Annotated in this window: 17 protein-coding genes; 14 read left to right on the top strand and 3 right to left on the bottom strand. The window is 41.6% G+C overall.

Translation table 11 applies throughout. The features are described 5' to 3' along the window. The first annotated feature begins 135 nt into the window (after positions 1–135). The 4 genes from J3L16_RS01125 to J3L16_RS01110 all read left to right on the top strand — a co-directional run bounded on the left by J3L16_RS01125 (position 136) and on the right by J3L16_RS01110 (position 4,416). Positions 136–2,043 carry a putative glycoside hydrolase gene (locus J3L16_RS01125; RefSeq protein WP_207611027.1) on the top strand — a complete coding sequence of 636 codons (1,908 nt, stop codon included), beginning with the start codon at positions 136–138 and terminating at the stop codon, positions 2,041–2,043. Between the two features lie 253 nt (positions 2,044–2,296). Next, entirely contained in the window at positions 2,297–2,743 is a 447-nt protein-coding gene (locus J3L16_RS01120; RefSeq protein WP_207611026.1) for a DUF2721 domain-containing protein, read from the top strand. A 99-nt stretch (positions 2,744–2,842) separates the two neighbouring features. Next, positions 2,843–3,691: a glutathione-dependent disulfide-bond oxidoreductase gene (gene yghU / locus J3L16_RS01115; protein WP_207611025.1), complete on the top strand. Its 849-nt coding sequence runs from the start codon at positions 2,843–2,845 to the stop codon at positions 3,689–3,691. Positions 3,692–3,900: 209 nt separating this feature from the next. Beyond that, positions 3,901–4,416, top strand: a complete 516-nt coding sequence (locus J3L16_RS01110) for a hypothetical protein (RefSeq protein ID WP_207611024.1) — start codon at positions 3,901–3,903, stop codon at positions 4,414–4,416. Positions 4,417–4,462: 46 nt separating this feature from the next. Here J3L16_RS01110 and metK read toward each other — a convergent pair whose 3' ends face one another. Continuing rightward, entirely contained in the window at positions 4,463–5,608 is a 1,146-nt protein-coding gene (metK, locus tag J3L16_RS01105; RefSeq protein WP_207611023.1) for a methionine adenosyltransferase, read from the bottom strand. A gap of 225 nt (positions 5,609–5,833) precedes the next feature. On the opposite strand from metK, the gene tkt reads away from it, so the two are divergent. The 4 genes from tkt (at position 5,834) to J3L16_RS01085 (ending at position 11,033) form a co-directional block, all read left to right on the top strand. Continuing rightward, positions 5,834–7,825 carry a transketolase gene (gene tkt, locus J3L16_RS01100; RefSeq protein ID WP_207611022.1) on the top strand — a complete coding sequence of 664 codons (1,992 nt, stop codon included), beginning with the start codon at positions 5,834–5,836 and terminating at the stop codon, positions 7,823–7,825. A gap of 8 nt (positions 7,826–7,833) precedes the next feature. Beyond that, on the top strand, positions 7,834–8,838 hold the full coding sequence (gene epd, locus J3L16_RS01095) for an erythrose-4-phosphate dehydrogenase (RefSeq protein ID WP_207611021.1): 1,005 nt from the start codon (positions 7,834–7,836) through the stop codon (positions 8,836–8,838). An 82-nt stretch (positions 8,839–8,920) separates the two neighbouring features. Beyond that, positions 8,921–10,096, top strand: coding sequence for a phosphoglycerate kinase (locus J3L16_RS01090; protein ID WP_207611020.1), 1,176 nt, complete (start codon positions 8,921–8,923; stop codon positions 10,094–10,096). 37 nt (positions 10,097–10,133) lie between these two features. Beyond that, positions 10,134–11,033: a fructose bisphosphate aldolase gene (locus J3L16_RS01085; RefSeq protein ID WP_207611019.1), complete on the top strand. Its 900-nt coding sequence runs from the start codon at positions 10,134–10,136 to the stop codon at positions 11,031–11,033. Between the two features lie 18 nt (positions 11,034–11,051). Here J3L16_RS01085 and ppx read toward each other — a convergent pair whose 3' ends face one another. After that, complete coding sequence (ppx, locus tag J3L16_RS01080; RefSeq protein ID WP_242698581.1) at positions 11,052–12,581, bottom strand: exopolyphosphatase; 1,530 nt, start codon at positions 12,579–12,581, stop codon at positions 11,052–11,054. Positions 12,582–12,585: 4 nt separating this feature from the next. Continuing rightward, positions 12,586–14,652: a polyphosphate kinase 1 gene (gene ppk1 / locus J3L16_RS01075; protein ID WP_207611018.1), complete on the bottom strand. Its 2,067-nt coding sequence runs from the start codon at positions 14,650–14,652 to the stop codon at positions 12,586–12,588. Between the two features lie 690 nt (positions 14,653–15,342). Between ppk1 and J3L16_RS01070 the strand changes: the two genes are divergently transcribed. The 6 genes from J3L16_RS01070 to J3L16_RS01045 are packed head-to-tail and all read left to right on the top strand — an operon-like array spanning position 15,343 to position 24,383. After that, positions 15,343–16,758, top strand: a complete 1,416-nt coding sequence (locus tag J3L16_RS01070) for an imelysin family protein (protein WP_207611017.1) — start codon at positions 15,343–15,345, stop codon at positions 16,756–16,758. A gap of 47 nt (positions 16,759–16,805) precedes the next feature. Further along, on the top strand, positions 16,806–18,488 hold the full coding sequence (locus tag J3L16_RS01065) for a di-heme oxidoredictase family protein (RefSeq protein ID WP_207611016.1): 1,683 nt from the start codon (positions 16,806–16,808) through the stop codon (positions 18,486–18,488). Next, positions 18,488–19,900 carry a di-heme oxidoredictase family protein gene (locus J3L16_RS01060; protein ID WP_207611015.1) on the top strand — a complete coding sequence of 471 codons (1,413 nt, stop codon included), beginning with the start codon at positions 18,488–18,490 and terminating at the stop codon, positions 19,898–19,900. Before J3L16_RS01065 ends, J3L16_RS01060 begins: the two co-directional genes overlap by 1 nt. Positions 19,901–19,911: 11 nt before the next feature. After that, positions 19,912–21,105, top strand: a complete 1,194-nt coding sequence (locus J3L16_RS01055; protein WP_207611014.1) for an imelysin family protein — start codon at positions 19,912–19,914, stop codon at positions 21,103–21,105. A 1-nt stretch (position 21,106) separates the two neighbouring features. After that, positions 21,107–23,290, top strand: a complete 2,184-nt coding sequence (locus tag J3L16_RS01050; protein WP_207611013.1) for a TonB-dependent receptor — start codon at positions 21,107–21,109, stop codon at positions 23,288–23,290. Next, a complete protein-coding gene (locus tag J3L16_RS01045; RefSeq protein ID WP_207611012.1) occupies positions 23,280–24,383 on the top strand; it encodes a DUF1513 domain-containing protein in 1,104 nt (367 codons plus the stop codon). The genes J3L16_RS01050 and J3L16_RS01045 overlap by 11 nt, the downstream gene beginning before the upstream one ends. Positions 24,384–24,499 lie beyond the last annotated feature (116 nt).

The following is a 24,499-nucleotide window of genomic DNA, read 5'->3' as shown; positions in this document are numbered from 1 at the left end:
AAGTTACAGTCGAAAACGGAGTCTATGCTGTTTATTTTTAAGGCGTAGGCATTGAATTTCATGATGATTTTTTTCACAAAGTTAATGTAATCATTTGATTTAAATATATTTGTGAAAGTTATAAGGTTAATCCAAATGAAAAAGTTATCCGTTTTTACCTTTCTTTTCTTCGTTCATTTCGCGTGTTTAGCTCAAAACACCAAATTATGGGTTACTGCAAAAGCAAATGCAGGCTCTACATCTCAACTTGAAAGTGATTTAGAAATCACTAATGGAACTCAAGTACACAACATTTCTTCATCTAATGTTTCTATTACATCGGTGAACAGTGGAAATACACAAACATACCAAATAGCAATTGAAGATGACTACGATGATAATGGAGTATTAGATCAAGTCACCTTTGATCTCGTGGTCAAAGCTTACGAGGGATCGATTTTCAGTTATAGCGAAGAGGAAAACGCATCGTCTATGAGCGGCCTTGGAGCAGAATCAGATGTGGCGCTGGGAAATAATACTTGGGGAGTGAATAGTCAAGAGGATATTAGTGACATAGACGAAGGTGAAACCATTGTATTCACCGTAGAGAACCTGTCATTTTCTAATCTAGCAGATAAATTTGAACTAGAATTTGGCGGCTTTAATCTATTTGGCGTTTATGAAACCAATGGAGGCCATTCACATAAAATCGTTAAAGGCCAAGGTGAAGGTTTAACATCTTATACCACAAACTTTTCTATAGATTATAGTGTCGAAGATGAACAAGAAATTGTTTTAACTGGTGCAGGTAGTACGGTTTTAGCGGATATCAGAGAATGGGCCGTATCTTCAATTCGTTTTTCGATATTGATTAACGATACAGAGTCTGGTGGCTTTAATGATTTAAGTGATTATTCATTGTTTAGCAATGCGTCTAATTTTGGTAAAACGTATCCTGCTCAAACAAAAAACGTACCTAAATCTAATTTTTGTTGGGACAATGTTCCTCGCTGGCTAGCAGTCAGAAATTCAGAGCCAATGACTGATGATGAAATAGAGGATATAGCGTCACATTATCAAATCGTACTTTTAGAAAAGTCGAATAACCAAGGCTTTACCTATGTTGATGATGGGATGGTTTCTTTTGCAACAAGGTTAAAAGAAAAGGAGCCTAGCATAACGACGCTTTTTTATTGGAACTCAGAGATAAATTACGATGGATATAGAGCCAATGAAAACTACATTCCCAATGAATGGAGTGACCTTGACGACAACGGTATCCCTATTTTATTCAAGGACCTGTATTTTACCTATAACTATGAAGTCGAGGCGTTAAGAGACTGGTGGATACAAGCTCCTGTAACCGCTATGAGCTATGACGTATTAGATGGTGTATTTGTTGACAAAGTGGTAAACGGCGCGTTCAAAGATGTGTTTCCTAACGGAGAGCCAGCGAACAATTACGTAAGAATGTTGGAAGACCTATACAATGCAATACCAGAAGGTAAAAAAGTCATTGGTAATATTATTAGGACTGAACGAACGAATAGTAATCGAGGGTTGATGGAAGTCGCTGATGGTTCTTATTTGGAACGGTGGTCGTTTCCAGGTACGGCATTAAATGAAGCTGAAGCAACGGCTATATCTATTCAAGCTATGAGAGAAGCGCTTTCAAAAGGAAAGGAAATACACTTCCAAACAAGTCCACATGATACCGGTGGTGATGCAGAGCCTGATGATTTTGAAGGTAAGGTTCAATATGCGAAAGATAATGTGAGTTATCCGCTAGCCGTTTTTCTAATAGTGGCCGAAGAAGGCGCATTCTTTAGTTATCAAGCATCTGTTAACGCAAAATCCAGTGCACAAGAAGCATGGAATACAAGCTTTATAGATGAATTTAGTTATCGTTTAGGCGCGCCATTAGGTTCTCCGACAAAAGATAAATTTATCTATCAAAGATCATATGAAAATGTGGATGTATGGGTAGATCTAACAACCAAAGAAGCCAGGTTAGATTGGAAAGACAAAACTAAAGTGACCACTTCTGAGTGCACGACTCAATGATAGCTATATAAGATCTGACAACTTTGATACTTTAATTAAGGTATTACGGTGCAATGCTCTGAGTTATGAGCATATAGAGCTTGCATCGTATGTTAGTTTTAATAATTACCCTTTCAGTACTCATAATTCCTACGCTTAAATTGTTTTTCCTTAATTAATTTGCTTTCAGTGTGAATTTATCTATTATCACTTACATGCCCATTGGGTAAATTTATTTAAAAATCACGTAGTACCAATGGTTTAGAGGATTAACATGGTAACGCCAGGCGATGAACAGACCGTTGTTCAACTCATACAAATAGCATTGACTCCTGTATTTTTGATTGTAGGGGTAGGTACTATGCTTAATGTTGTAACTGGACGTGTTGCTCGTATTATTGACAGACTACGCTGGTTCGAAGAGCACATTGAAGACGCAACGTTAGAATTGACTCCTAGAAAACGCAGAGAAATACGGTCTTTAGGAAAACGGCTCAGGTTAGCTAATTGGGCGATTAACTTCTTAACCGCGGCTGCGGTCGTGGTCTGTAGCACTATCATTGTGATTTTGTTGAGTGGTAAAGCCACAGCAGATTTAGACACGGCTATTTTGGTGTTATTTTTCACTGCTATTGGTTTTATAACCGGTGGATTAATCGCCTTTTTTGCTGAAGTTAGTGTCGCCACAGCAACGTTGAAATTACCCAGTACGCTGAGATAACTAAGCACTCATCATTCACACGTTACATTTTGTCGAATAAAAATCTCAACTTATACGGTCAAGGTATATAGTGAACTATTCTATATAGCGGAGATCAAAATGGCTAATGTAACTTATGTACCCCCTAAAGTATGGACCTTCGACGCTGAAAATGGTGGTGAATTTGCCAGCATAAATCGTCCCACTGCCGGAGCTCGAGATGAACGAAAGCTGCCTAGAGGGAAACACCCGTTTCAGCTTTATTCAATGGCTACACCCAATGGTGTTAAAGCTACATTATTATTCGAAGAGCTTATCGAAAAAGGCATTGTTGAAGCTGAGTATGATGCTTATTTAGTGAGTATTCTTAGCGGTGATCAATTTGGTAGTGAATTTGTTGATATCAATCCGAATTCAAAAATTCCTGCCATGCTCGATACCACAACTACGCCGGAAACACGGGTGTTTGAATCAGGATCTATCCTGGTGTATTTGGCGGAAAAATTTGATACGTTTTTACCTTCTGAACCTGCTAAGCGCACAGAAACCATGAATTGGTTGTTTTGGCAAATGGGAAGTACGCCTTTTCTTGGTGGTGGTTTTGGACACTTTTACAATTATGCGCCAGAAAAGTTTGAATATCCTATCGACCGTTACACCATGGAAGTAAAACGTCAATTAGATGTGCTCGATAAGCAGCTTGAAAAAAATACCTTTATTATCGGCGAAGATTACACCATAGCTGATATGGCGATTTGGCCTTGGTATGGAGCGCTAGTGCTTGGTCGTTTGTATGATGCAGCAGAGTTTTTACAGGTGGAAACCTATAGCAATTTACAGCGTTGGGCTAAAATGATCGACGCAAGACCTGCAGCAAAACGTGCATGTTTGGTGAATAAATCTTGGGGCGAAGAAAGTCAACAAATGCACGAACGCCATAGCATGGATGACTTTATTGGAAAGCTATAAATAAACAGATTTGTATTCAACGAGTTAACTTGTTGAATACAAAATTTGAACTAAACTGTAAATATCAACAATAGGTAAAACTACATACGTATTTGGCTAGTTTTTTAAAATAAAAAGAAATTGACCGTTTAACCTCGTTGTAGCGTGCTGATAGAGCGCGTGAGATAGATAGAGATTATTCAGAGTACAATTCGTCGGAGAGTAAAAAGATGGCCGTACATTCCCCTAATATTATTGATATTGAAGCAAGTGGTTTTGGCAACAATAGCTACCCCATTGAAGTCGGCGTGATTACCAGTGAAGGAAGGCGATTTTGTCGCTTAATTAAACCTTTGGAATCTTGGACTCATTGGGATGAATCTGCTGAAAGCTTACATGGGATATCCAAACATCATTTAGACAAATTTGGTGTTGAGCCACAACGAGTATGTTTACAACTGAACGCTTTTTTGCAAAATACCACAGTATATTCAGATGGTTGGACGGTGGATTCTAGCTGGGTAAGACGCTTATTTGATGAAGCGGGTATAGCAATGACGTTTCGTGTTAGTCCTCTCGAACTTATTTTATGTGAAGCTCAAATGAATATTTGGCATCGAGTAAAACACGTTATGCTAAGAGAAAATAACATTGAAAGACATCGCGCAAGCAACGACGCAAAAGTGGTACAAGCAACCTATATAAAAACAAATGAAATTATGAAATCAGGTGAAGTCGCTTTGTGATGGATTGATAGCTCGGCGTGAAATACACCGAGCTGATTTCGTGTTTTTACAGTGAACTGCGTAACGCGTCGGCTTTGTCCGTTGCTTCCCACGGAAACTCTTCTCTTCCAAAATGTCCGTAAGCAGCTGTAGCTTTATAAATAGGTCTTTCTAAGTCAAGCATCTTAATTAGTCCGTAAGGACGTAAGTCGAAGTGCTCTCTAACTAGAGTAACTAGTGTTGCATTATCTACGGTGCCCGTTCCAAAAGTATCAACGCTAATAGATGTCGGCTCTGCGACTCCAATGGCATAAGATATTTGAATTTCACAACGTTTGGCTAAACCGGCTGCAACAATATTTTTTGCTACATAGCGACCTGCATAGGCTGCTGAGCGGTCTACTTTAGATGGATCTTTACCAGAGAATGCACCACCACCGTGACGAGCCATACCGCCATAGGTATCAACAATGATTTTACGTCCAGTTAATCCGCAATCTCCCATAGGGCCACCAATAACGAAGCGACCTGTAGGGTTAATGTGAAATTGAGTTTTGTCTGATAACCATTGAGCAGGTAAAACAGGCTTAATGATCTCTTCCATAACGGCTTCACGCAAGTGTTCAGTGGTAACGTCTTCACTGTGCTGCGTAGATAAAACAACGGCATCTATGCCAACAGGCTTTCCGTTGTCGTAGGCAAAAGTCACTTGGCTTTTCGCATCAGGACGTAAAAAATCTAATTTTCCAGAGCGTCTTAACTCGGCTTGCTTTTGAACAAGACGGTGAGAATAAGTAATTGGAGCTGGCATTAATACGTCGGTTTCGTCACTGGCATAACCGAACATTAGACCTTGGTCACCGGCACCTTGAAGCTCAGGTGATTCTCTATCAACACCTTGGTTGATATCGTCAGATTGTTTGCCAATTGCATTTAATACTGCACAAGAATTTCCATCAAATCCCATGTCTGAATGGGTATAGCCGATATCGTTAACGGTTTTTCTTGTCAATTCTTCTATATCAACCCATGCACTGGTGTTTATTTCTCCACCGACCAGTACCATGCCTGTTTTAACAAATGACTCACAGGCAACCCGAGCTTGTGGGTCTTGTTCTAAAATGGCGTCTAGAACGGCATCTGAAATTTGATCTGCGATTTTATCTGGATGTCCTTCTGATACTGATTCAGAAGTAAATAACTGCACTGTCATGGTCTCTCCACGAATACAAAATTCTGTCGTTTATAAAGTTATAGATATTATTCGATAGTGTAGTGCACATTTATTTTAATTACCAGTCTTTACTTCTAGACGTCTAAAAGTCTATAAATTTTAGTGTAAACTATAAAATCCATTGCACTGCCCGTCTGAGTGCGCAAAAATAGCGGCCCTAAAAATAAAGCTCGCTTTATAAATGATCTAATTGCAGGAGTTTACATGTCATCCCGTAGAACGTTAGCCAATGCCATTCGTGCGCTAAGCATGGATGCCGTTCAACAAGCCAAATCTGGCCACCCTGGTGCGCCTATGGGTATGGCTGATATCGCCCAAGTATTATGGTGCGACCACTTATCACATAACCCAGCTGACCCTGCGTGGGTTAACCGCGACCGTTTCATCTTATCGAACGGTCACGGTTCAATGTTATTGTATTCACTGCTTCATTTAACTGGGTATGAGTTACCCATTGAAGAATTGAAACAGTTTCGCCAACTTCATTCTAAAACTCCGGGTCACCCAGAGTACGGCTATGCGCCTGGCGTTGAAACAACAACTGGTCCACTAGGCCAAGGTATTAGTAATGCCGTTGGTATGGCGTTAGCTGAAAAAGCACTTGCGGCGCAGTTTAACCGTGATGATTTTGATGTTGTTGACCATTACACCTACGCCTTTCTTGGCGACGGCTGCTTAATGGAAGGTATTTCCCATGAGACTTGCTCTTTAGCGGGAACCTTAGGCCTTAATAAATTAATCGCGTTTTGGGATGACAATGGCATTTCAATCGATGGCGAAGTTGAAGGCTGGTTTACTGACGATACACCAAAGCGTTTTGAATCTTATGGCTGGAACGTTATTTCTGGTGTTGATGGTCATGATGCTGAACAAATTGGCAATGCTATTGCTCAGGCAAAAGCGCAGTCAGATAAGCCAACGTTAATTTGTTGTAAGACGGTTATTGGTTTTGGTTCGCCGAATAAAGAAGGCACTGAGTCATGCCACGGTGCACCACTAGGTGACGAAGAAATTGCTAAAACCCGTAAAGCATTGGGTTGGGAGCATGACGCGTTTCATATCCCACAGGACATCTATGAGCAATGGGACGGAAAAGCCAAAGGTGAAAGTGCTCAGGCGCAATGGAACACATTGTTTGCGAAATACAGTGCTGCACACCCTGAATTAGCGGCCGAGTTTACCCGTCGTCAGCAAAATGAATTACCACAAGATTTTGCGCAAAAAGCCAATGACTATATCGCTGACTTACAAGCTAACCCTGCGACTATTGCAACCCGTAAAGCGTCACAAAATACACTGAATGCATTTGGGCCATTGTTACCTGAATTACTCGGGGGCTCTGCTGACTTAGCAGGTTCAAATTTAACTATTTGGTCTGGCAGTAAAGGCGTTGAGAAAGATGATGCTAGCGGTAATTATATTTTTTACGGCGTGCGCGAATTCGGTATGTCTGCAATGATGAATGGGATTACCCTGCACGGTGGCTTTAAGCCCTACGGTGCAACCTTCTTAATGTTTATGGAATACGCGCGTAATGCTATTCGCATGGCTGCATTAATGAAGCTACCAGAAATATTTGTGTTTACTCATGACTCTATTGGCTTAGGTGAAGATGGCCCGACTCACCAACCTGTTGAACAACTGGTGTCATTGCGCTCTACACCAAACCTAGACAACTGGCGCCCTTGTGACCAAGTTGAATCAGCTGTGTCTTGGAAATGTGCTATTGAGCGTAAAGATGGCCCAAGCACGCTTATTTTCACTCGCCAAGGTTGTGAGCAACAAGCTCGTACCGCTGAGCAAGTCGCTGGTATTGAGAAAGGCGGTTACGTCTTGCTTGATAGTGACGGGCAACCAGAGGTTATTTTGATTGCTACTGGTTCTGAAGTAGGGCTTGCTGTCGATGCAGCTAATGCACTTAAGAGTGAAGGTAAAGCAGTAAGAGTCGTGTCTATGCCTTGTACTGATGTATTTGATCGTCAATCTAGTGATTACAAAGAAGCCGTATTACCGAGAAGTGTGACCAAGCGGATTGCTATCGAAGCATTAGCGAAAGACACGTGGTACAAATATGTCGGTTTAGATGGTGCTGTGATTGGTATGGATACCTTTGGTGAATCAGCACCAGCAGGTGATTTGTTCAAACACTTCAACATCACGCTTGATGCAGTGGTAGAAGCGGCGAACAAGTTATAAGCCACACTATGATTAACATAGCCATTAATGGCTTTGGTCGAATCGGCCGGAATATTCTGCGCGCTCTGTATGAAACAGGGCGTTCAGAATATATGAAGGTGGTGGCAATTAACGAAATTGCTGAGCCTGAAGGTATTGCGCATTTGCTTAAATACGACACTACCCACGGTCGATTTAGTTACCCTGTAGATTTGCAGGGCAATACGCTGCTTGTGGCGGGTGATGCTATCGCGATTACTCAAAATAACGAGGCTGCTGACTGCGATTGGAAAGGGCTTGGCGTCGATATTGTACTTGAGTGCACAGGAACATTTAACGACAGGGCATCAGCTCAAGCTCACCTTGATGCTGGGGCGAAAAAAATGTTGTTTTCACAACCGGGTCCACCGGACGTTGACAACACCATCATATTTGGTATCAACGAACACACCCTTAAGCCCGAACACGCTATTGTATCTGCAGGCTCATGTACTACTAACTGTATTGTCCCTGTTATCCAAACCTTAGATGATGCGTTTGGCGTAGAAAGCGGCACTATAACCACCATTCATTCAGCTATGCACGACCAACAAGTGATCGATGCATATCATACTGATTTACGATTAACTCGGGCTGCTGGACAATCGATTATTCCAGTAAATACACGCTTGGCAGCAGGTATTGAACGTATTTTGCCAAAATTTGCGAAGAAATTTGAAGCGATTGCCGTCAGAGTGCCCACTGTGAATGTGACCGCAATGGACTTGAGTGTGACCTTGACTGAAAATGTAGATATTGCCACTGTGAATGCGGCTATTAAGTCAGCAAGGCAGGGCCAACTAGAAGGGATTTTAGGCTATACTGAGGAGCCTTTGGTTTCGGTAGACTTTAACCACGATCCACATTCTTGTATTGTCGATGGTACTCAAACGCGAGTGAGTCATGGAAAGTTAGTTAAAACGCTAGTGTGGTGTGATAACGAGTGGGGTTTCGTCAATCGGATGCTCGACACAACACAAGCAATGTTTAAGTAAGAAAAAATTAACAGAAATGCGTTGGCCGTTATTAAATAGTTTACGGATTTCTTCGAATTTAATGTTTTATAAGGACTAATTTATGTCTATTCCAAGTATGAGCGATATATCGCTAACGGGTAAAAAAGTACTCATTCGACAAGATCTAAACGTACCAGTGAAAAACGGTGAAGTGACATCTGATGCCCGTATTCGAGCGTCTTTACCAACAATTCAACAAGCTCTTGAAGCGGGTGCCGCGGTATTGGTTATGTCTCATTTAGGGCGCCCAACTGAAGGTGAACCAGCGGAAGAGTATTCATTAGCCCCTGTGGTTAAATATCTTAACAATGTATTAGACATAGAAGTGAAATTAATCACTGACTACCTTGATGGCGTTGACATTGCGCCGGGTGAATGTGCAGTACTAGAAAACGTTCGCTTTAATAAAGGTGAAAAGAAAGACGACGAAACACTCGCTAAGCAATACGCAGCGCTATGTGACGTATTCGTTATGGACGCTTTTGGTACCGCTCATAGAGCGCAGGCATCTACTCACGGTGTGGCAAAATATGCCGCAGAAGCAGTAGCTGGCCCTTTGCTAGCAGGCGAACTTAGTGCATTAGGTAAGGCACTTGATAATCCAGCTCGTCCTTTAGTAGCCATTGTTGGTGGTTCGAAAGTATCAACTAAGCTAACGGTATTAAAATCATTAGCAGAAAAAGTAGATCAGTTGATTGTGGGCGGCGGTATTGCAAACACGTTCGTAGCGGCGACAGGGAACCCTGTTGGTAAGTCTCTTTACGAAGACGATTTAATTGACGAATCAAATCGCTTATTGGCGCAAGCCAAATCTCGTGGTGGTGATATTCCTGTACCTACCGATGTTGTGACTGGAAAAGCATTTGATGAAAACACGCCAGCAGAGTTAAAGCATGTTTCAGAGGTAAGCGAAGATGATATGATCTTTGATATTGGCCCTGACTCAATTGCAGCGCTAGAAGACGTGTTGAAAAATGCAGGTACCATTGTTTGGAATGGCCCTGTAGGTGTTTTTGAATTTGAGCAATTTAGTGCGGGTACGAAAGCGCTTTCTCACGCAATTGCGCAAAGTAGTGCATTTTCAATTGCCGGTGGTGGTGATACGCTAGCGGCTGTAGATAAGTATGGAATAGCGGATAAAGTTTCATATATATCTACTGGAGGCGGTGCGTTCCTTGAATTTTTAGAAGGTAAAACACTTCCTGCAGTAGCAATTCTAGAACAGAAAAATAAGTAGCGAACTTAAGTTAAGCATTCACGCAAAGGAGAGATAAATGGCATCAGCAGCTCAGCAAGCCATGTTAGAAAAAATTAAAGCACAATCTGGGTTTATTGCTGCACTTGATCAAAGTGGTGGAAGTACCCCTAAAGCGTTGAAATTGTATGGCGTTGAAGAAAGCGAATACAGTAATGATGAAGAAATGTTTGGTATGGTTCATGCCATGCGTACACGCATCGTTACCAGTAAAGTGTTTAATGGAGAGCGTGTTTTAGGTGCAATTCTGTTCGAGAACACCTTAGACAGAGAAATTGAAGGCCAGTCTTCTTCTCACTATTTGTGGAAAAGCAAAGATGTTGTTCCTTTTCTTAAAGTCGATAAGGGGCTTGCAGATGAGGAAAACGGCGTTCAATTAATGAAGCCAATTCCAGGTCTAGATGAATTGTTAAACAAAGCAGTCGCTCAAGACGTGTTTGGTACTAAAATGCGTTCTGTTGTTAAGCTAGCTAATGCGGAAGGAATTTCTGCCGTTGTTAAACAGCAATTTGAAATTGGAAAGCAAATTTTGGCTGCGGGTTTAGTGCCTATTATTGAACCTGAAGTTGATATTCACAGTGCAGAAAAAGCAGAAGCGGAAGCCTTGTTGAAAGCGGCTATTTTAGCCGAACTCGATGCTCTTGATGACGGCGTAGTGGTTATGCTTAAAGTGACGTTACCAGAAGTTGCTGGTTTCTACCAAGAGCTAGTTGACCATGCAAATGTACTTAAGGTTGTAGCTTTATCTGGCGGTTATTCTCGTGATGACGCAAATCAAAAGCTAACAAACAACAAAGGCATGATAGCGAGCTTCTCGCGCGCGCTAACTCAAGGTTCGTCTGCCCAGCAGACCGACGAAGAGTTTGACGCTATGTTAAATGACGCTATTGAAGGTATTTACCAAGCGTCGCTAACCTAGTCTTTATCGCATCTAAGGTTAATCAATGATTAACCTTAGATCTAATGCTTGTAAATAAGTTTGTTCCCGCTCTAAATCTGCTGTAATAATGGGTTTTTTACTTAACCAACCTTCTGGGAAGGTTAGCGTGATATCTTTTTTCGATACTGTTATGCCCATGTCTGGCACTAAATCTTCTTGGCGCTTTATATTTAATAAAACAGATAAACGAAGAATACAGAGCAGTTTGGCAACATCTCCTTGTTCGAATTGTGACCATTCAGGGAATTCAGTGAGTTTTATTTTTTTCCGTTGAAACCTAACTAACGTGGCTAAAAGTTCTTGTTCTTCTTGATTAAAGCCAGGCATGTCGACATTGTGGATAATATAAGCCGAATGACGCTGCACACCTCTAGAGTTAATTTGCAATCCAACTTCGTGAAACATGGCCGCCCATGACAACAAACTGTGTTCGTTTTTACAGTTTAGTTTCCAAGGTTTTCGAACGGCATCACAAAACGACATGCAGGTGTTTAACACACGAAGGGCTTGAGGCGTATCTACATCATAACGGGCAACTAAGCTTTTGGCTGTACGCTCTCTAATATCAGCATGCTCTAAGGCGTCTTCCATCTGGTACAGCACGCCTTCTCTTAGTGCTGCAGCGGATAATTGAAGGCTCTCAATATCAAAAGCTTCAAACGCTGCAATTAAAACGGCTAAACCTGCACATAAGACAGGCCGTCTGTCTTCAACAAGCTCAGGGAAGTCTAGCTTATCTACATGACCTGCACTGATGCATTGTTTCATTAAATGTCTAAGTTGTTTTAATGTAATTGTGTTGTCGCTACTTTCAGATTCAGCGTTACACAAGGCCACCAGCGTGCGTATTGTTCCAGAGGTACCAATACACTCTACCCAACCTAATTTGCGATATTTAGCCTCTACTAGTTCTAATTCTTGTTCTGCTGAGGTAATGGCCTTTTCGAAATATTTTGCTTTGATCTCGCCTTTACTGAAAAAGCGATTAGTGTAACTTACACAGCCCATTTGCAAGCTTCGACAAAGCTTGGGTTTTATTCCATCACCAATAATAAACTCGGTCGAGCCTCCACCAATATCAATAACTAGCTGTTGGCCTCGGTCGTGATGGGTGTGCGCAACACCATTGTATATCAGGCGAGCTTCCTCTATTCCTGAAATGACTTCGATGGGGTAGGGAAGTATGGTTTTTGCACGTTTGATGAACTGTTTGGCATTGATTGCTTTTCGCAGGGTATGAGTGGCAACGATACGGACGGTATCAGGCTCAAACCCTTTTAAGCTTTGAGCCATAACTCTTAAGGTTTCTAAGCCTCTTTCAATTGCTTCTTCAGACAAAATGTTCTCGCTGCTTAAGCCATCAGCAAGGCGTACTTTTTGCTTTACTTTATGTACAATTTGTAGCGAATCGGCAACTATCCTTGCCACAACAAGATGGAAGCTGTTTGATCCTAAATCAAGGGCCGCTATTTGGCTACACTCTCTTGTATCGGCTTCTTCTAGGGCTTGTGTAATATCTTGATTCAAACGATTAGCCTTCTAATTTTTTAAAGTAGTCATATATTTCATGCTGAGATCGGAGGTTTTTGCGATTGCCTCGTTTTACATACTTGTTACTTTGCGTACTGTCGATAATACGGGCTTTTATTGTATCGTTAAACTGAAGATCTAATATATCTACAATTTGTTTTTGCAATTTTCTGTCGTAGACTGGGCATCCTACTTCGATACGGTTATCCATATTTCGCGTCATCCAATCAGCGGAAGAAATGATCACTTTTTTGTCGCCACCCCCTTCAAAAACCATAACCCTAGGGTGCTCTAAAAAGCGGTCAACAATAGAAATAATTGATATGTTGTCGCTAACACCTTGAACTCCAGGTACTAATGCACACATACCACGCACAATAGCGCGAATTTTAACGCCCGCTTGACTAGCGCGATATAAATCATCAATGAGCTCTTTATCTACAAGATTATTGACTTTAAAGGTAATCCCAGCCTTATGGCCTTCTTTTAAGAATTGAATTTCTTGTCTAATTAATGATTGTATTTTTGTTCGAGCATTTAACGGTGATATTTGTAGATGCTGAAATTTGTATTTTCGGTAAGGATATTGAATTAAATCGAATACACTTTCCGCTTCTTGAGTCATTTCTTGGTTGCAGGTGAATAAGCTGTAATCCGTGTATATTTTTGCCGTTTTTTCGTTGAAATTACCTGTGCCAATATGGGCGTATTGCACCAATTTACCTTTTTCTTCTCGGTTCACAATACAGAGTTTACTGTGAATTTTAAGAGAAGGAACACCGAGCACAACATGGATACCTGCGTCAGTCATGTGCTTTGACCACTCGATATTAGCTTCTTCATCAAATCGTGCTCGTAGCTCAACGACAACAGTGACTTTTTTGCCGTTGTCTACGGCATCAATTAACGAATTGATAATACGAGATTTAGAGGCAACTCGATAGATGTTGATTTTTATCGATCTGACATTGGGATCGAAGGCAGCTTGACGTATAAATTCGGTAACGTGCAAGAAGCGATAATACGGATAATACAATAATATATCGTGTTGATTTATTGCATCGAATACAGTGTCGTGTTCGGAAAAGGCTTTTGCGTTTAATGCTGGTAATGGTGGATTTTCTAAATACGCACGACCTACATTTGGAAACCCGATAAAGTCTTTAAAGTTTCTGTATTGCCCTGCTGGATTAAGGGTGTCTAACGAGCGAATTTTTAAACGCTTAAACAAGTCTTCTACCATATCTTGGGGCATACCTGAGTCGTAGATCACGCGCACAGGTTCTGCTATTAGACGTTGCTTTACACTTTCCGACATTTTCTCTACATAGCTTTCATCGATTTCGTCGTTTATTGAATATTCAGAGTCTCGTGTCATCTTAAATGAATAAGCTTCGAGACTGTCGTATTTTACAAAACCTTTGAAAATGTTTTCCAGACACAACTGAATAATGTCATCCACCAATATGATGTGCTTTTTTTTACGACTCTTTTCTGGAGGGATCACAATGAAGCGCGACATTTCTTGTGAAGGAACTTGGATAACCGCAAATTTAGGTGATTTATTTTCTCTTCTAATCGCCACGTAAAAATAAAAACATGCGCCGTTTAAGCGACTCACTAAGTCTGTTTTTTTGTCGATTAATATAGGGGCTATATGGCGAAGAATCTTGTTCACAAAAATAGACGTAACCCATTGAGTTTGGTACGGGTTTAAGTCGTCTTTACTACACAAGTGAATATTGTATCGAGCTAGGGCTTTTAATATGTCTTTAAGAATGACATCGAATTTCTTCGACAGCTGTTCTACCTTATCTTGAATTTTTTCCATTAAATGAATTTGAGCTGAGGCAAGCTCTTCATTGCCTTCTTGTTTGGCTAAATAGATTAAACGACGAACGTCCGCCACTCTTACCCTAAAGAACTCATCAAGGTTGTTGGAATAAATACCTAAAAAGCGTAATCGCTCAACCGCTGGGTTATTTGTATCAGCGGCTTCTTGAAGTACGCGTTCGTTAAATGATAGCCAGCTTAGTTCTTTTGGAAAATAAAGTGTTTGTGAATCCATAATTTTCTTAATTTGTTCGCAGGGTAATTTTAAGTACTTAAGTCACTAGAGCGTGTTGATATTTTGTGCATATATACAGGGTCTTACAAGCGCTGCAAGAATAGACACGAGATATCAACACACCTTAATAATGTCATTCTAGGATGACATTTCAATGAATTACACATATTAAGGGGGTCAAATTTAATTTTTTTAAATAAAAATGATTCTCAATTGCGTTTGATTGTGTAATTATACTTCAAATACTAGCATAGACTGGAGCGATTAAATGAACTGGACGTGCATTTTAAAACGTAGTTTCTTAGCTTTAATAATAGTATCTGTTTCAACCTTAAGCGTTGCTAGCGAGCACCAAGCGGAATTAGATGCGTATCTGATATTTATCATATTCGACATCATATGTGTGTTGGTTATGATTGTTTGCTATCAGTTACTGAAGTTTATTTTAGCCAAATACGTTAATTCAATTCATTGTTAACCCATTTTTAGTAATTGAATTCCAATATTCATATTATTTTGAGTATGAATAAAAGTTTCATTTCTACGCTTGTTCACTATAAAAGTAGGGCTGCCATTGCTAACGAAGGTTGGTATTGACAACGCTAAAAATAAGTTCAAACCCTTGCTTATTCTTGTTATAGTTATGAGAATGATTATCATTAGATTACGCATAAACATTTAGGAAAACACATGAAAAAATCTCTCTTAGCCGTACTAGTCGCTAGTACGTTTATACTTGGTGCTTGTTCAGATGACGGCGACGATGGTATTGATGGCATTAATGGTGTCGATGGTGTCGATGGTGTCGCAGGTTCCGATGGTACTGATGGCGTTAGCAGTTTTGTTACTGTAGACGATGTAGTTGCAACCAATGCCAATATCGCATTTGCAATGTACTCCGATTCACTCTTTACCGCACAAGAATTAATGACTGCGCTAGAAACTTTAGTAGCAAACCCAAGTGAAGCAACATTAGCTGCTGCGAGAGAAGCATGGTTAGCGTCTCGCGAACCTTATGTTCAAACAGAAGCGTACCGATTCCGTGGTGGTCCAATTGACGCATTGTTAGACGATGGCACTATTGGCGAAGATGGCGAAGGTCCTGAGGGTAGAATCAATGCGTGGCCATTGGGAGAGGCGTTGATTGATTATGTTGCTGTTGAAGTAGATGGTGATTCAGAGGCAACTAGCTCAGAGACAGCGGTAACTGGAAACATTATTTCAAATACCACTGATTTTCCAGATTTAAGCCCTACAGTTGTTGCAACGTTCAATGAATTAGATGGTGACGAGCGCAACGTTGGTACGGGTTACCACGCAATAGAATTTTTATTGTGGGGACAAGATTTGAACGCAGATGGTTCTGGTTCAGGTGAGCGTGACGCAACTGCGGGTCAGCGTCCAGCTTCTGACTACTTTACAGCAAGCACAACAGGTGTGAATACTTGTACATCAGGTGACGTAGCTGCTGCGGATGAAATTTGTGAGCGTCGCGGAGAGTACTTATTGTCTGTAGCACAAGTGTTAGTAGATGACCTTCAAGCGGTAGCAAACGCATGGGCGCCTGAAGTGGGCGTACATTACACTGAATTTGTTCAAGGCGGTGATACCTCTCTTGCTTTAATTTTAGAAGGGATGGGCCGTTTAAGCTTTGGTGAATTGGCCGGAGAGCGTATTAATATTGCACTTCGTACAGATTCTCAAGAAGATGAGCATTCTTGTTTCAGTGACAACACGCACAGAGATATTTTCTTAGATGCTCAAAGCGTACAAATTATGTACACAGGTAGCTATACTCGTGTAGATGGTTCTGTTGTTGAAGGCGCGTCAATCAACGATTTATTAGTTGTAGAAGGTGAGCCTGAACTAGCGAATACGATGCGCGCTGCATTAGAAGCAACTATGGCTTCTGCGACAGTTATCGATACGTTAGCAAATACAGGTACCCCTTTTGATGTACTTATTCAAGAAGGTATTACACAACCAAACGTTGTTGCTGTTATAGTTAACTTAGTTGAACAAACTGACGTTATTGAGCAAGTTATTGATGCGCTCAATGTAACGACCAATGATATTCGTCAAGATACTGAGGAAAATCTTGGTTAATATCAATTTATAGCGGGCGTATAGCCCGCTTTCAAAACTAGAATTTTATGTACAAAAAACTTATTGTAATAGCTTGTAGCAGCACTCTTTTATTTGCATGTGGTGGAGGAGGGTCTGATGACGACTCAACTGCAACACCTGTTCCAACTCCTGATCCCGTGCCTTCCGATCCTGTTCCTACTGACCCTGTTGTCGACCACAGTGGTTTAGAGCCTCTGGATTCTTCTACTCCGCTAGCACAAGAGTTCTTATCTGGTGGTGATACAAGCGTCTTTTTGGCAAACGCTCAAGCATTTGAAACTCGCCCTGATGCCATAGCCGCTGATTTTAGTTTAGATGCCAATTTTACTAGTGGAGACCTACTGTTTCGAAGTTCGCACACAAACATAGGCCCCTTATTAAACTCTAATAGTTGCCAAGGCTGTCATTTAAACGACGGCCGTGGTGTATTACCCGCGTCAAATGATGATCCTTTTGTCAGTATTTTAATGAAGCTGTCAGATTCAAATGGCAATGCCGACCCGACTTATGGTAGTCAGTTGCAAACATTTGCTGAGCAAAGCTTTACTACGTCTGATTTTCAATCAGGTTTTCCAGTGTTTGACGGTTCAGTAAATGGCGACGCATTATTTGGTGAAGCATTCCCGTTTATTGTTTTCGAAGAAGTTACTGGAACCTACCCTGATGGACAGACGTATTCACTGAGACAACCAACATACCGCGTTAAAACGTTGAGTTATGGGCCCTTTGTCGATGACATTCAATTTTCACCACGTATAGCGCCTCAGGTTTTTGGTGCTGGTTTACTTGGTGCTATCCCTGCGGAAAACATCTTGTCTTTGGTTGATGAGTCAGATGAAGATAACGATGGAATTTCAGGGAAAGCGTCTATTGTTAGCGATTTATTTACTGGTGAAGACACATTAGGCCGCTTTGGTTATAAAGCGCAAACAACCAGTGTTTTACAACAAACAGCCAGCGCGTATTTAGGTGATATGGGCATTACCACGTCAGTCTTTCCTGATGAGAACTGTACTGATGCGCAAATTGCTTGCCTCCAACGAGCACAAGAAGAAACTGAAGTTGATGATGTCACTGATTTTGCCGATTTAGAACTCGCCTTCGTAGAATTTTATAATCGTGTACTAGGCGTGCCGGTTCGTCGTGGCTTTGATGAAGCAAATGCGGTTTTTGATGATAATCTTGTTGCTGGTCGAGAACTGTTTTTCGATGCCAACTGTACAGGTTGTCATACTGCAAGGCATGTTACCGGAGAAGCAGCGGGCAGTGTTTTAGGTGAATTATCACTAGTAGGTTTAAGCGATGGTGCAGAACCGATAGAAATTTTGTCGAATCAAGTTATTTACCCTTACACAGATTTGCTTCTTCACGATATGGGCGGTAGCTGTGAAGTCACTCGAGAAACTCTTGAAGGCTTGGCTTGCAGCGCAGGTGAAGAATGCCAATATGTGCAGCGCTGTGACGGTTTAGCGGACGGCGTAGCTCAAGGCGATGCATTTGGTAGCGAGTGGAAAACACCACCTTTATGGGGAATTGGACTCGTTCAAACCGTGAATGCAAGTTCTACATTTTTACATGATGGCAGAGCGCGTACTATCGAAGAAGCTATTTTATGGCATGGTGGTGAAGCGGAACAGAGCAAGCAACGTTTTATGAATTTCACCGCGGATGAAAGAGCGGATTTACTGGCGTTTGTTGAATCTTTGTAATGAAAAGAAAAGGGGTTATTTGGGCGTGTTTGATATTGTGCATAGTCGCATGTGGTGAAACTAAACACGCTCCTCCATTTGATGAGTCGGAATTAAAGCCCGGTGGCGAAATGACATCAAAGCGGGTGTCTAAACGTACATTTGTGAATGCCGGAGAAGGCATTCCTTCTATGGCTGAATTGAACTTTTGGACTGGTTTTTCTTTATTTAGAGATCCTTGGGTTACTGCTCCTAGTACTACTAAAGATAGAGACGGACTAGGGCCATTATTTAACACCCGTTCTTGTATTAGTTGTCATTTAGATGGTGCTCGTGGGAACGCCGAAAACGAAGGCATTGTTCTTCCATCAGCACTTATTATTAGGCTGAACCCGTTTGAGGACAGAAATTTAGTTGATCCTGTTTATGGCGGGCAGTTTCAACCCAGAGCAATCCCGCTACAGCATGCTTCTTGGGGAGCAAAATTGTTGGGGGAAGGTAAACTTAAACTGTCTTATAGTGAAATCGAAGGGGCCTATGCAGATGGCGAAAAATACAGTCTGCGTAAACCTAGTTATGAGCTGGTGGAATTAAATTACGGTGAATTACATAAGGGAATAGGTATCTCTCCTCGATTTGCACCTGTTATTTATGGCGCAGGGTTAATCGACGCCATTGATGAAAGCGATTTCATCGCTTTGGAAGATGTGAATGATGAAGATAACAATGGTATTTCTGCAAAATATAACCGTGTTCAGGATGCGCAAACTGGGGAAACGCGGATTGGGCGTTTTGGTTTAAAAGGGCTGCATAGTACATTGCGTCAACAAGTGGCTGGTGCCTTTAAAAATGATATTGGAATCAACAATACAATTTTCCCCGGTGATGTATGCACTGAGACACAAGTGGCGTGCGAAAAAGCGTCGGAGTTTGGCGGTCAGAAAGGGCCTGAAATTCCTGATAAGTTACTTGACTTAGTTATGGATTTTTCTCGATGGATAGGGGTGCCTCCTGCAAGACAGCTAACTGAAGGTGTTGCGCAGGATGGCAGAGAACTATTCTTTAAATCTGGATGCGTAAACTGTCATACACCTAGTTTCACCACATCGCAGGATTACGCTGATCCTTATTTGTCAGGACAAAAAATTTATCCCTACTCGGATTTTGCTTTACATGACATGGGTGAAGGGCTTGCCGACAATACGCTGGAAAATGACGCCAATGGCAATGAGTGGAGAACGCCGCCATTGTGGGGGCTAGGGTTACAAATAAATTACAGATCGTCTGCCACATTTTTACACGATGGCAGGGCGAATACGCTATCCGAAGCCATTCTTTGGCATGGTGGTGAAGGCGAGCAAAGTAAACAAGCATTTATAAATATGAACAAACATGATCGTGACGCACTGGTCGTGTTTTTAAAATCAATTTAAGGTAAATACCGATGAATAAATTCACTTCTACTGGCGCTGCGGCAACGGCCGCGTTTTTGTTAACGGCTTGTGGTGGAGGCGGTGGTTCCGACAGTGATGATACTCCTGTCGTTACGCCAACAGAGCCTACAACTCCCGTAGATCCAACTCCAGATGCTTTGACGATTGATGAAGGGTTTGTTCAATATTTAACAGATTTATCTGCCAATGTAATTATTCCCGGGTACGAGAATTTGACGTCTGAAGCGCAAGATTTCTTCGCTGGAACTCAATCTTTTTGCGCTTTAACATCTCCTAGTTCAGGTGATTTAGATGCGGTTAGAGCACAATGGGCGCAGACAAATTTAGCGTGGCAATCTATTCAATGGGTTGGCGTAGGTGGTATAGCCTCTGGTATTAATCCCATTGATTTTAGAATTCAGTTTTTCCCTGATTCGTCAGATGTTGTTACTCGAGCGGTAGAAGATTTATTAGATGACCCTAATGTGGTGACTGCTGATTTTGTTGCAACGCAGAATGTAGGCGGACAAGGTTTACCGGCATTAGAATTATTGCTTTATCCAGATAATGAAAGTGATTCATTGCTGACTGCGACGGATGCTGCCAAGCGATGTGAGGTGTTGTTAGCGGTAGCCGAAAATGTAGAAAATATTTCCACAGAGGTTTTGGATTCTTGGCTACCTACAGGTGGAAACTTTCAAGAGCAACTTATTACAGGCACTGGTGAATTTACATCAATACGAGATGCCATTGAAGAACTTGTTACCAATTGGCTTGAACACGTTGAAAGTGTAAAAGACGACAAACTGTTAGATCCGCTTGGTACTGAGAGCCCAGGTATTATTGATATCTCAGAGCATTTTAGAAGTGCTCAGTCCATTGCCGCTATTGCTGCTAACCTAGACGCTATAGAAACTCTATTTGTGAATGCAGACGGTTTAGGTTACGACAGTATTTTAACCGACATACTTGAACAAGATGAAATTGCTCAAGATATGCAATCTGCAATTGATACTGCTCAAGCTAGTGTTGCAGCGTTAAATGCTGATTTTGACTCACTAGAACAAGCATTAAGCAGCGACGCTGGACGCGCTCAGGTGAATGTAATCATCGAAGATTTACGTATTATTCGCGATTTTATTTCCATTGAATTCATTCAAGCCTTGGATATTTCTATCGGCTTTAACTCAAACGATGGAGATTAATGTGAAAGGTCTCCAGTTGTCTCTGATTGCTTGCGCGATGTCTTGTGCACCTTATGCGCTTGCTGAAGAAGAAAAAAATGTAGAACTAGTGGAAATATTTGGTTCAAAAAACGATTTGCTCAAAGCGACAGGATCAGCAAGCATTGTTGATCAAGAGTTGTTAGAGCAGTTTGAATACGACGATATTCACCGAGTGTTGCAGGCTGTTCCCGGGGTGTATATTCGTGAAGAAGACGGATACGGCCTAAGACCAAATATAGGATTACGAGGTGCGACCACTGAGCGAAGCAGTAAAATTGCGTTGCTAGAAGACGACATTTTAATTTCGCCTGCCCCCTATTCAGCACCTGCGGCTTATTTTTTCCCAGTGGTTTCACGTATATCAAAAGTAGAGGTATTTAAAGGGCCATCGGCTATTCGATTTGGGCCAAACACGGTAGGAGGCACCATTAATTTAGTGTCTACACCTATCGGTGAATCGGGGACCGGTGATATTGATTTAGCCGGTGGAGAGCAAGGCTACCGCAAAGCGTATGGCCGAGTTAGTCAAAGTGCCTATGGCTTCGACGCACAACTTGAAGGTATTTATATTGGTGCCGACGGCTTTAAAGAACTCGATGGCGGCGGCGATACGGGGTTTGATAAATCAGAGCTTGTCGGAAAAGTAGCGTATGAAATTACCGACACTGATCACTATCAACGTTTTTTACTAAAAGTGTCTTATTCTGACGAAGTGTCTAATGAAACCTATTTAGGGTTAACAGACGAAGACTTTGCAATAAACCCAAATCGCCGGTATGCGGCAAGTCAACTCGATGAATTTGATTCCGAACATACGTCTATTTCGTTGAGTCACTATATTGAATTATCTCCCTCTATGACCTTGTTTACTCAAGCTTATCGCAGAGATTTCGATAGAGACTGGGACAGATTAAACCGCTTTGGTAGCACACGACCTATTGCGGAAGTACTTGCGTCTCCAACCACAGGTTTTAACGAGTCGTTATTGGCACTTTTAACCGGTGAGCGAGATTCGTTATTTGATGACGATGTTTTATTTCAAACCTTAAACGACAGAGAATTTTTCTCTCAGGGTATACAAACCAAGTTGATTGTTGAAACTCAATACCGCGATTTTGATGTGAAAATTGAATCGGGGTTACGAGTGCATCAAGATCAAGTTGAGCGTTTACACCGAGACCGCTCATTTGTCATCCGTTCAGGTATTCTTGAGCGAGATGGTAATAGCGACATAGTCACCACGGAAAACCGAGACGAAACTACGGCGGTAGCAGCTTATACTGATGTTCAAATTGAAAAAGGGAAGCTCACTGCATCGGTAGGTACCCGAGTTGAATACATAGACGGCAATGCAAAAAACTTATTAACAGGCACCGAAACAGACAATTCTGATACTGTGGTATTGCCCGGCGCTGGGGTGTTTTATCAGTTCAATGACAATATTGGGTTATTAGCTGGAGTTAACCGTGGTTTTGTTCCCAATTCACCCACAACGGATATTTTGGATGCTGGTACCCAAGAAGCAGATCCAGAAGAAAGTTGGAACTATGAACTAGGGGTTAGGGGGCAATACGCGGGATGGTCATCATCGCTTATCGGTTTTTTCAACGACTATGAAAACTTGTTAGGTGTTTGTACGTTTTCCAGTGGGTGTCTTGAAGACATAGATCGTGAATTTAACGGCGGGGAAGTTGATGTTTACGGTGCTGAATTTGAATTAAGCAAAACCTTTGAAGTGGGTGCAGTGAAAATTCCATTCAATGTTGCTTATACCTTCACTGAATCTGAATTCCAAACCTCCTTCGATTCCGACTTTTCACAATGGGGGAGTGTAACCGCAGGTGACGAGTTACCTTATTTACCCAATCATATCTTGGCTATTCGAGTTGGCGCACACTGGAACGATTTACGGGTTGAGTTAGCGTATAAATATATCGACGAAATGATTGAAACTGCGGGGTTAGGGGAAGCATTAAGCGGCGCCTCTACTGAAAGCTTAAGTGTTTTCGATTTAAGCGGAACTTACAGTGTAAACAATCAACTTAGTCTTTACGCTAAATTAGATAATGTGACCGACGAACAAGAAATTGTATCTCGTAGACCTTTTGGTGCCCGTCCTAATAAGCCGAGGCAAGCCATTGTAGGTGTGAAATATGCCTTCTAATGTATCTAGACGTCAGTTCTTATTCGGCGCTGCTGCTATAGGAGCAATTGGGGCTTTGCCTGTAGTGGTGAATACAGCCATGGCTCAATCACCACAGTTAATTGTGAGCGCCGCTAGGGACGTAAAAGGGCACTATGTTCTAGCGGCCCTTGATTTAGACGGTAATCTAGTGAGTAAAACTCGGTTACCAAAACGGGCACACGACTCATTGGCGTTGCCTCATAAGCCGAATCATGTTTTAGTTTTGGCTCGCCGTCCAGATACGTTCGCAATAGAAATAAACGTGCTTACCGGTGACATTACCAATACGTTTAACAGCGAACAAGGCCGTCATTTTTATGGCCATGGTGTTGTCTCTCCCGACGGTGCGCTTTTGTATACCTCAGAAAATAATTATGAGGCACAAACTGGTGAGATAGTAGTACGGCAAACCAGCGATTATAAGGTGGTCAACCGATTCAGTTCAGGCGGGATTGGGCCTCATGAACTCGCTTTAATGCCGGACCAAGAGCATTTGGTTATCGCTAATGGCGGAATCATTACTCATCCAGATATGCCTAGATTAAAGTTAAACTTAGAGTCTATGCAGCCTAATTTGTCTTATGTAAACAGGCATACAGGTGAAGTGGTAGAGCAGGTTTATCCAGAGCACCACCAACAAAGTGCAAGGCACTTGGTAGTTAGTCAACAAGGTGACGTGTATTTAGGCATGCAGTTTAATGGTGATTACAATTTGCAGTTTCCCTTGGTTTATCATCATAAACGTGGGCAGCAGCTTGTTGCCATGAAAGCCACTGAAGAACAATGGCAGAGTATGCATCAGTATATTGCAAGTTTATGTGTTACTGACGATACGCTTTATGTTACTTGCCCCAGAGGCGACCGGGTCGCGGTGTGGGATAGACATAGCCGCGATATGCAAAAACTCTTTGAGTTAAAAGATGCCGCGGGTTTAGCATTGGAAAGTAATCGCGTCATTATGTCATCGGGTGCGGGAAAGCTTTTGAATGGTAAATTGCAGCATGAAACTGCTATTGCGAGTATCAGTGATATTCAATTTGATAATCATATGACATTGATGTTTTCGGCTTAGCAAATTATTTTACATTAGAGTTATACCGATGGAGCTTTAATAGGCTCCATTTTTTTATGTATTAAAATTTTAATAAATAGTAATAATTATCATTTGCATAAGTATTTGTTCTGATC

It is taken from the genome of Alteromonas sp. 5E99-2, from assembly GCF_017368475.1.
Classification (GTDB): domain Bacteria; phylum Pseudomonadota; class Gammaproteobacteria; order Enterobacterales; family Alteromonadaceae; genus Alteromonas_F.
The sequence above is the reverse complement of the archived record's forward strand: the minus strand, read 5'-3'. Positions and strand labels throughout refer to the sequence as shown.